The sequence below is a fragment of the [Actinomadura] parvosata subsp. kistnae genome (assembly GCF_900323885.1).
Taxonomy (GTDB): domain Bacteria; phylum Actinomycetota; class Actinomycetes; order Streptosporangiales; family Streptosporangiaceae; genus Nonomuraea; species Nonomuraea composti.
Window position 1 is genome coordinate 2,892,516 of record NZ_OOHJ01000018.1, and the last position, 15,124, is coordinate 2,907,639.

The 15,124-nt window shown below is 70.0% G+C and carries 17 protein-coding genes and 1 tRNA gene; 9 read left to right on the top strand and 9 right to left on the bottom strand.

The window, feature by feature from the left end; all coding sequences use genetic code 11:
• Window positions 1-12 precede the first annotated feature (12 nt).
• From KIS93_RS33600 to KIS93_RS65875, 5 genes are all read left to right on the top strand, one after another.
• Window positions 13-657, top strand: coding sequence for a response regulator (locus KIS93_RS33600; protein WP_080043877.1), 645 nt, complete (start codon window positions 13-15; stop codon window positions 655-657).
• Between the two features lie 1,070 nt (window positions 658-1,727).
• On the top strand, window positions 1,728-2,006 hold the full coding sequence (locus KIS93_RS33605; RefSeq protein ID WP_222107683.1) for a hypothetical protein: 279 nt from the start codon (window positions 1,728-1,730) through the stop codon (window positions 2,004-2,006).
• Between the two features lie 6 nt (window positions 2,007-2,012).
• Window positions 2,013-2,744, top strand: a complete 732-nt coding sequence (locus KIS93_RS33610; RefSeq protein ID WP_080043875.1) for a prolipoprotein diacylglyceryl transferase — start codon at window positions 2,013-2,015, stop codon at window positions 2,742-2,744.
• On the top strand, window positions 2,741-4,261 hold the full coding sequence (locus KIS93_RS33615; protein WP_080043874.1) for a radical SAM protein: 1,521 nt from the start codon (window positions 2,741-2,743) through the stop codon (window positions 4,259-4,261). Before KIS93_RS33610 ends, KIS93_RS33615 begins: the two co-directional genes overlap by 4 nt.
• On the top strand, window positions 4,258-4,599 hold the full coding sequence (locus tag KIS93_RS65875) for a hypothetical protein (protein ID WP_230465683.1): 342 nt from the start codon (window positions 4,258-4,260) through the stop codon (window positions 4,597-4,599). Before KIS93_RS33615 ends, KIS93_RS65875 begins: the two co-directional genes overlap by 4 nt.
• Here KIS93_RS65875 and KIS93_RS33625 read toward each other — a convergent pair.
• From KIS93_RS33625 to KIS93_RS33645, 5 genes are all read right to left on the bottom strand, one after another.
• Entirely contained in the window at window positions 4,589-5,779 is a 1,191-nt protein-coding gene (locus KIS93_RS33625; protein WP_080043873.1) for a TolB-like translocation protein, read from the bottom strand. The two genes, KIS93_RS65875 and KIS93_RS33625, sit on opposite strands and share 11 nt — an antisense overlap.
• Window positions 5,776-6,243: a SigE family RNA polymerase sigma factor gene (locus KIS93_RS33630; RefSeq protein ID WP_230465682.1), complete on the bottom strand. Its 468-nt coding sequence runs from the start codon at window positions 6,241-6,243 to the stop codon at window positions 5,776-5,778. Before KIS93_RS33630 ends, KIS93_RS33625 begins: the two co-directional genes overlap by 4 nt.
• Window positions 6,244-6,282: 39 nt before the next feature.
• Entirely contained in the window at window positions 6,283-6,741 is a 459-nt protein-coding gene (locus KIS93_RS33635) for a MaoC family dehydratase (protein ID WP_080047354.1), read from the bottom strand.
• An 11-nt stretch (window positions 6,742-6,752) separates the two neighbouring features.
• Window positions 6,753-7,850 (bottom strand): TolB family protein, encoded by a 1,098-nt coding sequence (locus KIS93_RS33640; RefSeq protein WP_186404554.1) that lies wholly within the window; start codon window positions 7,848-7,850, stop codon window positions 6,753-6,755.
• A gap of 79 nt (window positions 7,851-7,929) precedes the next feature.
• On the bottom strand, window positions 7,930-8,412 hold the full coding sequence (locus KIS93_RS33645) for a SigE family RNA polymerase sigma factor (RefSeq protein ID WP_230465681.1): 483 nt from the start codon (window positions 8,410-8,412) through the stop codon (window positions 7,930-7,932).
• Window positions 8,413-8,647: 235 nt separating this feature from the next.
• Here KIS93_RS33645 and KIS93_RS33650 point away from each other — a divergent pair, with 235 nt between their 5' ends.
• The gene (locus KIS93_RS33650) at window positions 8,648-9,829 is read left to right on the top strand and encodes an ATP-binding protein (protein ID WP_080043869.1); all 1,182 of its coding nucleotides are present in this window, start codon (window positions 8,648-8,650) and stop codon (window positions 9,827-9,829) included.
• Window positions 9,830-9,932: 103 nt separating this feature from the next.
• Here the strand turns inward: KIS93_RS33650 and KIS93_RS33655 are convergent, their stop codons facing one another.
• Together KIS93_RS33655 and KIS93_RS33660 are read right to left on the bottom strand one after the other, a co-directional pair.
• Window positions 9,933-10,724, bottom strand: a complete 792-nt coding sequence (locus KIS93_RS33655) for a MauE/DoxX family redox-associated membrane protein (RefSeq protein WP_230465680.1) — start codon at window positions 10,722-10,724, stop codon at window positions 9,933-9,935.
• Between the two features lie 6 nt (window positions 10,725-10,730).
• Window positions 10,731-11,672 carry a hypothetical protein gene (locus KIS93_RS33660; RefSeq protein WP_080043868.1) on the bottom strand — a complete coding sequence of 314 codons (942 nt, stop codon included), beginning with the start codon at window positions 11,670-11,672 and terminating at the stop codon, window positions 10,731-10,733.
• 218 nt (window positions 11,673-11,890) lie between these two features.
• On the opposite strand from KIS93_RS33660, the gene KIS93_RS33665 reads away from it, so the two are divergent.
• Window positions 11,891-12,397 carry a SigE family RNA polymerase sigma factor gene (locus tag KIS93_RS33665; RefSeq protein WP_080043867.1) on the top strand — a complete coding sequence of 169 codons (507 nt, stop codon included), beginning with the start codon at window positions 11,891-11,893 and terminating at the stop codon, window positions 12,395-12,397.
• Here the strand turns inward: KIS93_RS33665 and KIS93_RS33670 are convergent.
• The gene (locus KIS93_RS33670) at window positions 12,366-12,887 is read right to left on the bottom strand and encodes a MarR family winged helix-turn-helix transcriptional regulator (RefSeq protein WP_080043866.1); all 522 of its coding nucleotides are present in this window, start codon (window positions 12,885-12,887) and stop codon (window positions 12,366-12,368) included. The two genes, KIS93_RS33665 and KIS93_RS33670, sit on opposite strands and share 32 nt — an antisense overlap.
• Window positions 12,888-12,983: 96 nt before the next feature.
• Here KIS93_RS33670 and KIS93_RS33675 point away from each other — a divergent pair, with 96 nt between their 5' ends.
• Together KIS93_RS33675 and KIS93_RS33680 are read left to right on the top strand one after the other, a co-directional pair.
• Window positions 12,984-13,547, top strand: a complete 564-nt coding sequence (locus tag KIS93_RS33675) for a YceI family protein (RefSeq protein ID WP_080043865.1) — start codon at window positions 12,984-12,986, stop codon at window positions 13,545-13,547.
• Window positions 13,548-13,724: 177 nt separating this feature from the next.
• Window positions 13,725-13,814 (top strand) — tRNA-Ser (locus KIS93_RS33680).
• Between the two features lie 437 nt (window positions 13,815-14,251).
• Here the strand turns inward: KIS93_RS33680 and KIS93_RS33685 are convergent.
• Window positions 14,252-14,842, bottom strand: a complete 591-nt coding sequence (locus KIS93_RS33685; RefSeq protein WP_155128761.1) for a hypothetical protein — start codon at window positions 14,840-14,842, stop codon at window positions 14,252-14,254.
• Window positions 14,843-15,124: the final 282 nt, after the last annotated feature.

Here is a 15,124-nt window from a genome sequence, read left to right on the forward strand (position 1 = left end):
AGGTGGTGGCTGGTGACGGTCAGGGTGCTGGTGGCCGACGATCACGCGGCGGTCCGGGCCGGGATCGTGCTGATCCTGGACGGGACGGACGACATCGAGGTCGTGGGCGAGGCGGGAGACGGGGAGCAGGCGGTCGCCATGGCTCGGGAGCTGCGGCCCGATGTCGTGCTGATGGACGTGCGGATGCCGCGGCTCGATGGGATTTCCGCCACGCGGGAGCTGGCGGGTGTCTGTGACGTGCTGATCCTGACGACGTTCGATGTCGATGAGTACGTGTTCGGGGCGTTGCGGGCCGGGGCGGCCGGGTTCCTGCTGAAGAACACCGAGGCCGAGGCGTTGGTCGAGGCGGTCCGGGTGGTGGCTCGGGGGGATGGGCTCATCTCGCCCGGGGTCACGCGGAGGCTGATCGCGGCCTTTGCCGAGCAGGCGCCTGTCGCGCGGCGGGAGGTGGGGGCCGAACCGGGTGGGCCGGCGGAGCTGACTCCCCGGGAGAGGGAGGTGCTGGCCTGTATCGGGCGGGGGTTGTCCAACGCTGAGATCGCCAAGGAGCTGGACATGGCGGAGGCCACTACCAAGACGCATGTCAGCCGGGTGCTGAACAAGCTGGGGCTGAAGAGCCGGGTGCAGGCGGCGATCTACTACTCGGAGGGGCTGTAGAGGGGGCGGGCGGTGATGTGGTGGGGTGTTGATCCGATGGCAATCTCGGGTGCCTAGTCTGATCATGACTAGAGGGGTAGACCAAGCCAATGAGTACAACGCCACCACCTTCGCCGCCCGAAGAGCCTGACGACGCATCAGGGGCCGGGGCGGCGCCGGATGAGGGATCGGGGACTCCGCCGTCGGCTGCTCCTCCGGGCGGGAGGCCGGAGCCGGTGTTCATGCCGCCTCCGGGGCTGGACGGCGGTGAAGGCGAGGTGGCGGATTCCGAAGGCCGGAGCGAGCGAGGTCAGGGCCAGCCGGGCCAAGGCGAGCGGGGTCAGGGCGAGCGTGGGCCGGGCCAGCCGGGTCTCGGCGAGCGAGGTCAGAGCGAGCCAGGGCAGGGGCAACCGGAGCAACCGGGGCAGCTGGGGCATGGGCATGGTGGGCGGCCGTTGTTCCTGCCGCCGGATGCGGGGCCTGGGAGCCCTGCCCGAGAGGGGGTGTCTCGGGGACAGGAGCTGCCGTGGGAGCCGCCTTCGGGGCAGCCCGCTCAAGGCGGGTCGTCGTCTCACGGCTGGGCGCAGGGTCAAACGCACGGGCAGGGGCAGGGCCAGGGGCCTTATGGGGGTGTGCCGTCTCAGGGGCAGCCGTCGTACGGGGCTGGTGCGGGGCAGTCGCCGTATGAGGGCGGCCTGGGGGAGGGGCAGCCCGGGGCTGGAGCGGGGCAGCCGCAGCAAGGCAGTGGCCCAGGGCAAGGGCAGGCGCCATACGGGGTGCCGGATCAGGGGCAGCAGCCGTACGGAGGGGTTCTGGGGCAGCCGCCGTACGGGACGGGTCCCGGGCAGGGGCAGCCGCAGTACGGTGGGCAGTCCCAGCACGGTGGGCAGCCGCAGTACGGCGGGCAGCCCCAGTACGAAGGGCAGTCGCAGTACGGCGGGCAGCCTCAGTACGAGGGGCAAGGGCATGGTGGGCAGCCGTACGGTGGGCCGCTGCCCTACGGTGGGGGGCCGGGGTACGGGCCGGGAAGTGGTGGGTATGCGCCGCCGCCCCCACCCCCGAGCAGCGGCTCCACGGGCATGCTCATCGGCATGCTGTTCGCCGGTCTGGCGATCTACAGCGTCCTCAACCTCGTGGTCGGCTTCTTCCTGTTCTTCGCCGCCATGGGCGCCAGCGGCAGCGCCAACCCGTACTTGGCGGCGGGTGCCGTGATCCTGGCGGTGGCCGGGCTAGGGGCGGGGGTCGGGTTGTGTTTTGTGCGGAAGCCGTGGAGCAGGGGCCTGGGTCTGGGATTGATGATCGGCTGGGCGTTGTGGTCGATCCTTTCTGCGGGGATCTGCACCGGTCTGAACCCGAGCCTGTACGGCTGACGGCCCATGCCCTATCACGAGATCTTCGTCGGACTGGGTGTGGCGGTGGCGGCCGTCGTCTTCGTCCGGGAGGCGCGCAGGCGTGGCGCGCTCAACGAGCAGTCGCTGATCGCGGTGGCGGGCGCGCTGGTGGGCGGCGCGATCGGGATGCGGCTGGCGGGCTGGATGGAGACGCTGGAGCTGCAGAGCCTGTGGCTGTACGGGTCGAGGAGCATCCTGGGCGGCCTGACCGGCGCGTACGTGGGCGTGCTGGTGGCCAAGCGGATCATCGGCTACAAGGAGCGGACGGGCGACCTGTTCGCCCCGGCGGTGGCGCTCGGGATGGCGGTGGGCCGGATCGGCTGCCATCTGACGGAGGCGCCGGGCCGGCCGACGGACCTGCCGTGGGGTGTGCACGCCCCGCCGACGACCCCCGAGTGCCCGGGTTGTCTCACGGGCCAGGCGATGCACCCGTCGTTCATCTACGAGATCATCTTCCAGCTCGCCGCGTTCGCCGCGCTCCTGTGGGCGCGCGAGCGGCTGACCCGGCCGGGTGAGCTGTTCACGCTGTACGTCGCCGGGTACGCCGTCTTCCGCTTCCTCGTCGAGTTCACCAGGGCGAACGAGACGGTGTGGCTCGACCTGACGAGGCCGCAGTGGTTCCTGATCCCGGGGATGCTGCTGCTCGCCGTCCGGCTCGGCTACGGCTGGCGGCGCGGCCACTACGCACCCCTCTTCGGACGAAAGGTCATGACATGAGCGCAGGCATGGGCCTGCGGGGCGACCGCATCCTCAGGTACGTCAACGCGTTCTGCCCGAGCTGCCACGACCGCCCCCTCGACCGGGTGCAGCGCCTGAGCGGCTACCTGGCCGAACGCGACGGCCGCGTGTGGCTGGAGCGCGGCTGCCGCGAGCACGGGTTCATCCGGACGTTGTACGACGAGGACCCGGAGATCCTCAGGTACCTGGAGGAGTGGACGGCCCCCACGAAGCAGCACGTCCCCGACACCGCCGGCAACTTCGACCCGATCCCCTCCGCCTACCTGCGGGGCCTGCCCGAGCTGCAGACCCAGCACACGTGCATCCTCCTGGAGGACATCGCCGAGACCTGCAACCTGCGCTGCCCCACCTGTTTCGCCGACAGCTCCCCCGACCTGGCCGGCGTCGTCCCGGTGCCGGACGTGTTGGCCAACGTCGACCAGCGCCTGGAGCGGGAGAACGGCAAGCTCGACGTCCTCATGCTGAGCGGCGGCGAGCCCACGCTCCACCCCGAGCTGAAGACGCTGCTGGCCGAGCTGACCGCCCGACCGATCACCCGCATCCTGATCAACACGAACGGCGTCCTTCTGGCGAAGGACGACTCCCTGCTCGACCTGCTCACCGAGCACAGGGAGCGCGTCGAGGTCTACCTCCAGTACGACGGCACGTCGGCCGACGCGTCCCGGCACCACCGGGGCGGCGACCTGACCCGGATCAAGGCCGAGGCCGTCGCCAGGCTGTCCGAGCGCGAGATCTTCACGACCCTGGTCATGACGGCCGCCCTCGGCGTGAACGACGGGGAGATCGGCGACGTCGTACGCCTCGCGCTCGACACCCCGTACGTCGGAGGCGTCTCCCTGCAACCCCAGTTCGGCTCGGGCAGGTCGGCCACCATCGACCCGAACGACCGCCTCACCCACACCGGCGTACTCAAGCGCCTCGGCCCGCAGACCGACGGCCTGGTGACCTGGCGCGACCTGACGGCCCTGCCCTGCTCCCACCCGCACTGCTGCTCGGTCGGCTACCTCATCCGCGACGACGCCCGGCAGTGGCGCTCGCTGACCGCGCTGATCGGCCACGACCGGCTCAAGGCGAACCTGGGCCTGGTCTCCAACCGCATCGCCGACACCGAGCTGCCGAAGGAGCTGCGCCTGGCCGTCCAGGAGTCGCTGCTCGGGTTGCTGTCGGAGCAGTCGTCGCTGTCGCATCCGCAGGTCGGAGACCTGTGGCGGACCATCTGCGAGAACTGCGACCTCGGCGTCTCCACGCTGCTCGCGCTGGCGTCGTCGGCGCTGCCGGGCCGGCGCAGGAAGCTGCGCAGGATGCTGGGGGAACGGGTGGTGCGGATCACGGTGAAGCCGTTCATGGACCTGTCGACCATGATCGAGGAGCGGCTCACGCAGTGCTGCGTGCACGTGGGCACGCGCGCGGGTGAGCGGGATCAGTGCGCGCCGTTCTGCGCGGTGCAGGCGTGGCCGGAGCTGTCCAGGCAACGACTCTCGGTGGTGGCCAAGTGAGCGCGGGTCCAACGAGCGCGGGCCACACGAGCGCGGGCCACACGAGCGCGGGCCACACGAGCGCGGGCCGAACGAGCGCGGGCCGAACCGACACGGAGAAGAACGCGCAGGCGCCGTACGATCCGCTGCGGTTGTGCATATACGCGACCGTCGCCCTGCTGGCCTGGCTGCTCGGCCCCTGGGCGGTGCTGGGGTTCGCGGCGCTCGGGTTCGCGGGCTACTGGAGGGCGCGGCGGGCCGGGCTGACCCGGAGCAAGTGTTTCCTCCGGGACACCCGGCTCGTGCTGGCCTACCTCGGCCTCATCGCGCTGGCGGCCGTGGCGGCGATCATCCTCTGATCGCGGCCACGTTCAGGACGGTGTACTCCTTGCCGCCGCCCCGCGTCCTGATCTCGCAGGACCGGTCGGCGCAGTGCCGGTAGAACCGGGCGCCGGCGTCCCAGAAGAGCGTGGGGAAGTCCTGGACGCGGCCGACGTCGCCGCCCTCGACGCCCGGCGTGCGCTCGCCGACCCCGCCCATCTCCCCGGTGGCCAGGTCGTACACGATGGCGAGGGGCACGCCCGCCTTGTTCACGTCGGGTTCGTAGACGCGGTAGAGGGCGTGCCGGTCGTCGAGCAGCCACCAGAGGCCGTACCCCATGAAGGTGCGCGGCAGCGTGCGGCGGCCGGAGCCGTCCACGCGCTGCACGATCGGGCGCTCGTTCACCAGGCCGGTGCACCATTCGGGGCCGCACTGCCAGCGGTCGGCGCCCTCGGGCACCGCCACCGGGGTGGATCTGCCCGTTTCGAGGTCGACGATCCTGGTCACGTTGCCGGCGGCGTCCCATGCGTGCGCGTAGGGCCAGGAGGCGAGGCGCAGCTCGCCGGCGCCGGGCATCAGCTCGGGCGTGCCGCCGGCGAGCGGCATCCGGTAGACGCCGGGGCGCTCGCCCGACCAGACGAGGAAGCCGTCGGTGACGGCGAGCTCGTAGACGTCGGCCGCCGCCGTCCCGACGCGCCTGGCCTGGCCGCCCTGCCTCGGCAGGACCCAGAGGCCGAGCTTCGTGTCGGCCCAGGCGATGTCCTGCGTGCCGACGGCCACCCGTGACGGGGCCGCGGGCACCCGGCCGAGGACGCGCGTCCGGCCCGTGGCGGAGTCGTACACCTCGAACCGCTCGTCCTTGTAGAGCAGCACCTCCGTCGCGCTGAGGGCGGTCACGGGGCGGTCCGTCGCGGGGATCCTGGTCACGGCCTCCGGCCACACCTCGGTGGCGGGCCTGATGGCGGACGAGGGGGAGGCGGCGGGTTCCTGCCCAGCCGGGGAGGCTGCGGGCGGGATCGTCCGTTCCTGCCCTGATGTCCCCACGGAGATGCCGCCGATGACGATCACCACCGCCGCGGCCGCCAGCGCCGCCCCCGCCCGCTTGCGAGCCCGGCGGGCGCGCCGCCGCCCCGCCACGCCGCTCGCCAGGTCCGGGGGCAGCCGGGTCTGCCCGGCCGCGGCCCGCATGGTCAGGACGAGGTCCTCTTCGCTTCTCATCGCAGCACCCGTGCCTCTCGAATGATCCGGAGCTTGTCGAGGGCGCGGGCCGCCTGGCTGCGTACGGTGCCACGGGAGACGCCGAGGATCGCGGCGATCTCGTGGTCCGGCAGGTCCTCGTAGTAACGCAGCACGAGCACGGCCCGCTGCTTGCGGGGCAGCTCCTGGAGCTCGGCCCACAGGTCGGCGTCGGCGTAGCGGTCGGGCTCACCGTGATCGGGGACGGCGGCCACCAGGTCCTCCCGGTGCCGCCGCCGCCACGACTTGATGTGCAGCCGGACCATGGTCGTGCGGACGTAACCCTCGGGGTCGTGCTTCTTGCGCACCCTGGGCCAGGCGTCACCCAGGCGGGCCAGCGCCTCCTGGACGAGATCGGCCGCGTCCTCGGAGTTGCCGGCCAGCACGTAGCCGTACCGGAGAAGCGCGTCGCCCCGGGCCCGGACGAACTCGTCGAATTCCTCCACGAACCCAGGGATCGCGTCAGGGGACCATCTGTTGCACGGTTATTCGGCGGCCACGTAGAGGGACAGGGTCTCGGCGACGCAGGCGGGCCGCTTCTCGCCCTCGATCTCGACGGTCATCTTCAGCGTGGACAGGTAGCCGGCCGGGCTGTTCTTGACGTCGATGAGCTCGCCCACGGCCCTGATGCGCGCGCCGACCGGGACGGGCTTGTGGAAGCGGACCTTGTTCAGGCCGAAGTTGACGCCCATCGCGATGCCCTCCACCTTGATCAGGGAGAACATGAACGACGGCAGCAGCGACAGCGTCAGGTATCCGTGGGCGATCGTGCCGCCGAACGGCCCCTCCTTGGCGCGCTCCACGTCCACGTGGATCCACTGGTGGTCGTCGGTGGCGTCGGCGAAGGTGTTGACCTGCTCCTGGGTGACGGTGCGCCACTCGGTCGGGCCGAACTTCTCGCCGACGGCCGCCTTGAGTTCCTGTACGTTCGCGAAGGTCCGCATGGCCACGAACGCTATTGGGCCGACGGGACGGCTGCCAAGTTCAGCACCTCGTAGGTGCCGGACCGGCCCTCCCAGTAGACGACGGTGCTGGGCTCGGCCGAGGTGCCGATGCTCAGCCACGACGCCCGCGCGGGGATGGTGGCCGTCACTCCGGTCTCGGCGTCGTACACGCCGTTCTTCAGCACCACGAACCGATTGAGTATCGGCGCCATCGACAGCGCTTTCGGGTGGCCGAAACCGTCGAGCCCGCGGTGCACCTCGCCGCCGCTGATCCGCTGCACGAAGACGCCCTTGGCGTCGCGGCCCGAGCACCAGTGCGGGCCGCAGCGCAGGCCCTTCACCCCGTCGGGCACGGTGATCGGGACGCGCGTGTCGAGGGTGAGGTCCACGATCTCGGTCTGGCTGCGGTCGCTGGTGTCGGGGCCGCCGGGCACGTCGCCGGCCCATGGCCAGCGCAGCAGATGCAGGCCGTTGCCGAACGGGATGCGCTCGGGGGCGCCGCCGCCGGTCAGGGGGGCGCGCCACACGTCGCCGGACCGTTCGGACCAGATGACCTGGCCGCCGTTCACCGAGAGCGCCTCGAGATCGGCCCGCTCGCCGGACAGGCCGGTGACCGCCGTGGGCTCGCCGCCCGTCAGCGGGATCGTCCAGATCTCGGCGGAGGATCGGCCGCCGACGGACCAGACGATGTTCGCGCCGTCGGCGGCCACGATCGGCCCCATGTGCTTCTGGGACGAGGGCAGCTCGGCGAGCACGCGCGTCTGCCCGGTGGTGGAGTCGTACATCTCCAGCAGGGGGCTCTTCTGCGCGGGGAGGGACAGCAGCAGGATCTGCGTCGCGCTGACGCCGGTGAGCGGGAGGCGGGTGTCGCCGGAGGCGTTCTCGGTGGGCACCGTGAAGACCGCGCGCGGCCAGACCTGCCCGACCGGTCCCGATCGCGGCCGTTGCGTCTCGGTGGGGGGCGTCGCGGTGGGGGTCGTGGCCACGTCGCCCTCGCCCCCGCCGGTCAGGACGACGCCCCTGATCCCCACGCTCAGCACCACCACGGCCGCTGCCGCCGCCAGCACGCGCAGCCGCCGCCGGGTCCTGCGCCGCCTGCGCAGCGCCACGCCCGCCAGCAGGCCGCCGGCGTCGTCGGGGCGTGCTCGCCCGCCGTCCGCAGCGCGCCGATCAGCTCTTCCTCGCTCCTCATGCCCGCTGCTCCCCTCGTAGTGACGCGCGTACGGACGGCTTGACGCGCAACGCGTTGAGCGCGTGGAACGCCTGGCTGCGCACGGTCCCCCGGGAGATGCCGAGCATGTCGGCGATCTCCTTGTCGGACAGGTCTTCGTAGTACCGCAGCACGAGCACGACCCGCTGCCTGCGCGGCAGCGTGGCCAGCTCCCTCCACAGCTCGCCGTACGTGTGCACGTCGGTGTAGGAGCCTTCGGGCACGTCGTTCGTGAGGTGCTCCCTGCGCCGCCTGCGCCACCAGCTCACGTGCTGCCTGGCCATCGTCGTGCGGACGTACGCCTCCGGGTTGTCCTTGTTGCGCACCCGGGCCCAGGAGCCGCTCAGCTTCAGCAGCGCCTCCTGGACCAGGTCGGCCGCGTCGTCGGCGTTGCCGGTGAGCACGTAGCCGTAGCGGAGCAGGGCGGGGCCCCGCGCCCGTACGAAATCCTCGAACTCCACATCTCCTGGACGCGGCTGGGGCTCCGGGCTGTTGCAAAGATCTTTACTCGAAACCATCGCATAGGTGTTCGAGTCCGCGCTACAGTTCTAGGTACCGCAATCGAACAGAGGTTCGGCCTGGTGAGAGGGGGTGTGTCCGATGACGGTGCTCGCGCCCGCCCCTGCTCGGACACGCCGTAGCACTTTCTTCCCAAATCTAAGACGGCCGCTATATCCGGCAATAAAGTCCGAGAGCGTGGACCCTGTGCGAAACCCCTACGCTCCAGGCGCCGGGCAGCGCCCGCCTGAGCTCGCCGGCCGTGATCGTGAGCTCCAGCAGTTCGAGGTCGTGCTGGAGCGGGTGGCCCGTGGCCGCCCCGAGCGCAGCATGGTCGTGACCGGCCTGCGGGGAGTGGGCAAGACCGTCCTGCTCAACACGTTCAAGTCCATGGCCATGCAGCGGCTGTGGGGCACGGGCAAGATCGAGGCCCGCCCCGACCAGTCGATCAGGCGGCCGGTGGCCGCCGCCCTGCACATGGCCATCCGCGAGCTGGCGCCGCGACACCGCGCGCCCGAGCGCATCGAGGAGTTCCTCGGCGTGCTCAAGGCGTTCGCGATGCGCGATCCGGCCGCGGCCAAGGGCACCTCCCACTGGTCGCCCGGGATCGAGGTGCCGGCCAGCCGCGGGCGCGCCGACTCGGGCGACCTGGAGATCGACCTCACCGAGCTGTTCGTCGACGCCGCGAGCGTGGCCACCGACCTGGCGGTGGGCATCGCCCTGTTCATCGACGAGATGCAGGACGTCCAGCCCGCCGACGTCTCCGCGCTCTGCGCCGCCTGCCACGAGCTGTCGCAGACGGGCGGGCCGCTGATCGTGGTGGGCGCTGGGCTGCCGCACCTGCCGAGCGTCCTTTCGGCCAGCAAGAGCTATTCCGAGCGGCTCTTCCGCTACGCGCGCATCGACAAGCTCGACCGGGAGGCGGCCGACCTCGCGCTGATCCTGCCGGCGCGCGAGGAGGAGGTCGAGTTCACCCAGGAGGCGCTCGACGCGCTCTACGAGGCGGCCGACGGCTACCCCTACTTCGTGCAGGCCTACGGCAAGGTGGCCTGGGACCTCGCGCCGCGCAGCCCGATCACCCTCGACGACGTCAAGGTCTCCGCGCCGGAGGCCGAGGAGGAGCTGGCGGTCGGGTTCTTCGGCAGCCGCTACGAGCGGGCCACGCCGGCCGAGCGCGACTACATGCACGCCATGGCGCAGATCGGCGACGATCCGGTGCCGACCTCCGAGGTGGCCGACGCGCTGGGGCGCAAGCCGTCCAGCCTCTCGCCCGCTCGCGACAGCTTGATCAAGAAGGGTCTCATCTACAGCGCCGAGCGCGGGCTGATCGCGTTCACGGTGCCGCACTTCGGGAAGTTCCTGCGGGCTCAGCCGATCTGAGCGACGCCCCTAGACCTCTATTGGGCTGTCTAGTGGGGAAGCTAGACAGCCCAATAGAGCTATATCGCCATGCTTTTCGAGAGTCGTATACGGCTTTCTAGCGTCATGCCGATACGGGCGTATATTCCGGCAGAGATCCGCTGTCCTCCCTGCTGACCACGGCCATCCGCACCGCCGGGCGCCGGCCGCTCAGGTAGACGGCGAACACGACGTCGTCATCGTCGTGGTTGCGGAAGGCGAAGAAACGCCAGCACAGCTCCCGCCACGTGTCGTACGGGTCGGCCGAGACCAGCTCGCCCTCGTGCGCCCGCCACGTGCCGCTCGCCTTCAGGCGCGACAGGGTGACCGACTCGGCCGGGGCCGGGCGTTGCTCACAAGGGGCGCGATACCGTACGCGGTCGATCAGCTCCTCGATCTCGGGCGACAGCGCCGCGAGCACCGCCACCCCCGCCGCCAGCAGCCACGACGGCGCGAGCGCGGCCTGCCAGCCCGGCACCGGCGACCACACCGACACCGCCGCCATCCCGGTCAGCGCCACCGTCCGGCCGATCGAGCGCAGCCCGACCGGGGCCGAGCTCACCTCGCCGAAGCAGCCGCATCCCGCGTCGGGCCGCCGCCTGCGCAGCTCCAGCAGCACGTACGTGGACAAAGCGAAGAACGCGACCGTGCCCCAGCGGAACAGCGGATGCGTCGTGAGCAGCAGCCCCCCGGCCAGCACCAGCTCGCCCACCGCGCACACCAGCAGCGCCGGGCCCTGGACGCGCTCCGGCACCAGCACCGCGGGCCCCAGCCTCGACAGCCCGCCCGGCTCGCTCCTCGTGGCGACGGTGAGCACCTTGGCCGCCGTCCCCAGGAGGAGCATGGCCATCAGGAGCGGGAGCTGCGATCCGAGCACCAAGCCTCACCCCAATCCGAGCTGCGCGTTGAAGCATCCTTTGACCAGCTCGCCGCCGAGCTCCACGTAGGAGGACGGCGACAGCTCCGCGATCCGCCCGCGCGGCGAGGTGTCGCACTCGACGCACCGGTCGCAGAACCGCCCCGCCACGCACCCGCACGCGATCACCGGCACGTTGGCGGTGCGGTCGGTGCACACGTTCCTGACCTGGAGCAGCGACCCCACCGACAGGTACGGCAGGCCCGCGCACGACACGCCCGCGCGGGCGCAGCCGGTGTCGGTACGTTCCAGCATCGGGTACGCGGCGCCGCGCTCTTCCTCGTCGAACGTGTCCGACCAGGTCACCGTGCCACCGATGCGCGACTGCTTGTACGCCGGCGGCGCGGGCGGCACGGACCGCGCCGGGTAGGGCGGCTGGGAGGTCGCGGGCAGCAGCGCCAGGCTCGCCCCGTCACGCCTGACGCCGATCGCGTCGAACAGGTAACCGGGCTCCAGCTTGGGATGGCGCACCTGCAGCCGTCCCGACGAGCGGTAAGGGATGATCACCGTGCGGTGGCCGCGATGCGGCCCGCAGTCGAGCTCGACCGTCAGGTCCCTGCGGCCCTCGATCGACAGGAGCGTTCCCGTGATGCGGGTCGTGTCGGCCCAGATGCGGTCGACCACGCGCCCGTCGCGCAGGGCGCGCATCAGCACCATGGAGCCCACGGGCAGGTCGGCCGGGGCGACCTCGGCGCCGTGCCAGGCGGTCGCCCAGGGGGCGATGACCAGGCGTTCCTCGGTGCCCGACGGGGTCTCGATGGTGATCAGGTGCGGGCTGACGTCCAGCACCTCGCCGGCGACGGCCCGCAGCGGCTCGCCGTCGCCCGGCTCGGGCCCGGGAACCCCGCTCTGCCGGCCGAGCGCGGCCGCGGCGAGCACCCGGCGGCGCTCAACGCTCGGATAGACCATCCGCCCCTCCCTCGCTCGGGTACTAGATTCACATGACTTGAGGGCGGCTCCCACCGTAGTGGCCCAGAACAGAGCAAAATACGCATCCCCGGGGAAGTGCCTTCACCTACGGCGGCGTACAAACCACCACCGACCTTGACGGACCTTTATCCTCGGCGGGCCGAAACCTGAATTGCGGTTCAGGCCGAATAGGGCATCGGGCTGCGATTCTGGCCACGATGCAGACCACCAGCTGGGAAGACGAGTTCCGCGAGTACGTCACGGCGCGCGGCCCCGCACTGCTGCGCGCGGCCCATCAGCTCACCGGACATCCGCTCGACGCGGAGGACCTGTTGCAGAGCGCGCTGACCAAGACATACCAGGCTTGGGAGCGCATCGAGGACCGGGGCGCCCTGGACGGCTACGTGCGGCGGGCCATGGTGAACATCAACATCTCGCAGTGGCGGCGGCGCAAGCTGGAGGAGTACCCGTCCGACGAGCTGCCCGAGCGGCCGGCGGCCTGCGACCCGGCCGGGTCGTCGTCCTCGGAGGTCCACGAGGCGCTCGAACAGGCGCTGCGGGAGCTGCCTGAACGCATGCGGGCCGCGATCGTGTTGCGGTACTACGAGGACATGACCGAGCTGGAGATCGCCAAGACGCTGGGGATCAGCGTGGGGACGGTCAAGAGCACGGTGTCCCGCGCGATGGCCAAGCTCAGGACCGCGCTGGAGCTTCCCGCTCAGTAGGGCAGGCCTCATCTGTAGCGCCGGTGGCGCCGGCGGTGGCGCAGGGTCGCACGACGTCCCTGATCTTGCGCAGGCTCTTGAGGAACGCCTCCAGCTCATCGGCCCCCAGCAGCCCGGTGAAGCACTCCTCGATGTCACGCAGGTGATCGGGCAGCACCGACTCCATCCGCTCCCGCCCCGCGTCCGTGAGGACGGCGTAGGAGGCCCGGCGGTCGCTGGCGCACGACTCGCGCCTGACCAGCCCTTCCCGTTCGAGCCGGTCGACGACGCGCGTCACCCCGCTCGTGGACAGCTGCGTCTGCGCGGCGAGATCGCTCATCCGCAGCCGCTGATGCGGGGAACGTGCCAATCGGATGACGGTCTCGAAGTCGATCTCCGACAACCCCGCCGCGCTCAGCACCGGCTGGAACCGGCTCATCAACCCGGAGTGAACCTCGGTCAGCAGTCCGATGGCCGTCAGCCGGGAGTCGTCGAAGTTCGTCACGCTCATACCTTATCCGACGTTAGTTGACGCGCGGAATATTCCTCATGTAGAAAGTTGTTGCCGCAGACATCCGCTCGACCGACACTCTCTGAGGAGAACCCCATGACCACGCGCACCTGGGAGTCCCTGACCATCCCGGCCGCCGGCACCTACAACCTCGACGCCGCCCACACCACGATCGGGTTCGTCGTCAAGCACATGATGGTCAGCAAGGTCCGCGGCCACTTCGGCACGTTCAGCGGCTCCGTCACGATCGCGGAGAACCCGCTCGAGTCCGCCGCCGAGCTCACGATCCAGGCCGACAGCATCTCCACCGGCGTCCCGGACCGCGACGGTCACCTGCGCAGCGACGACTTCCTGGCCGCCGACAAGTTCCCGAACATCACCTTCAAGAGCACCCGCGTCGTCGGCCACTCCGGTGACGAGTTCGTCGTCGCCGGCAACCTGACGATCCGCGACGTCACCAAGGAGGTCGAGCTCGCCGTCGAGTACGGCGGCGTCGGCACCAACCCGTGGGGTCAGGAGGTCTGGGGCTTCTCGATCAAGACGGAGATCGACCGCGAGGAGTTCGGCCTCACCTGGAACCAGGCGCTCGAGACCGGCGGCGTGCTCGTGGGCAAGAAGATCAAGATCGAGATCGAGGGCGAGGCCAACCCGGCCGCCTGATCCCGCGCTCCCGCGGTACGTTATCCACAGGCATGAAGCCCGCTCCAGCTCTGGGCGGGCTTCATCCACAGGCAGTTACCCACAGGCTGTTGATAACTCTTGGCGAAGACGGGCGGGGTTATCGCTTTGCCGCCTCGCCAGAAGGCCGGTACGCTGTGCTGAGCCGCGGTGGCTCCAGGAGGATTCGCCTAGTCAGGTCTATGGCGCCGCACTGCTAATGCGGTTTGGGTTTAACGCCCATCGAGGGTTCAAATCCCTCATCCTCCGCAGATGGAGGGCCCTCTCCTCAGTTTGAGGAGAGGGCCCTCTTTGCTCTATGAGGACGTCATCGTCGCCACGGGGGTGCGGCGCTTGCCCAGCGAGGATCACGCGCCTGGAGACCGAACTGCGGCCTACTCGAGATGATCTCGAGGGTCCCGCCTTGGCAAATTCCCAGCGCGAGCACCACCCGCCTAGTGGGTGCCTCATCGCTTGGTCCCGGCCACGTCACGCGGCGATGGAATGCGCCGCCATATCTCGCCCCTTCCTCAGCGTGCCGTCCAGGCGCGTGGGCTGAGGATCGGTACCGGACAGCGACGGGGCACTGGGCCGGTACCTCGCGTCGACCCTGCCATGCGAGCCGGAACCCAGGAAACCCCTCCACCGAGCACCCGCAGTTCGATCTGGTCGTTGCCGCCTGCATGAGTGCTCGGACAGCAGCCGTGCTAACCACAGTGCTTGACGGGGTTGATCGAGGTAGCTCCGCTCAAGGGCATCCGCTGCAGCGACTTCCCTTTCACAATGAGTTCCCCATCTGCGCTCCCGACCAACTCTCCGCAAAGCCTCTCGGTTCGGCCGACGACTTCGATCTGCAACGTCGAGTTTTCGGCACTAGCGCCGAACCAAGTGAAGCCCAGAGCGGTCACCAGCATCGTGAGGGCCACGATGGTCAAGGCTGCAGCTCCATGGATTCGACGGCCGATAGCGCGGACTTCACGTTGGGTCCATTCCCGAAGGCCTTCACCGGTCAGCAAGATCTCCGAACCAGGCGTTCCGGACGCAGCGCGCAATGCGAGCACTGTCGCTGAGACCAGTGCCGCAAGCGCGGCCGCCAGGAGGAGGGCGACAGAGACTTTCACCCAGTCCTCCAGACCGAGGACGGTGTCGCGGCCTTTGACGATCAGCACAGCACTCAGTAGTGCGATGAGCGCGGCCAGACCTGCTCGCCACCCTTCGGCTTGCTTGCGGGCGATCGTTAGCTGTTCGAACCGTAGTTCCTGAGCGCGTTGTGCCCAGCGCTTTCGCTCGATGCTCATCAGATGTCAACCGACCAGTAAGCTCCGCATCCGCTATCGGGGGCCTCAGGTGGCCGGTCCGGATGTTGGTAACCGCATTCACAGTAAACAGTCACCTTGGAGATTTGGACAGGAGGGATAGGAGATCTTCGGTTGAACACTCCCTTCGTTCCGTGCGGCGTCCCGCGGGAGAAAGTCATGGACGTCCGTACCCCACATGCTGGGCATCGTCCCGTGACGACTACCTCCTCGGGAGTCTTTGTCACGGTGAAGGCGGTTTCTGTGCTGAATTCGGTCTCAGCG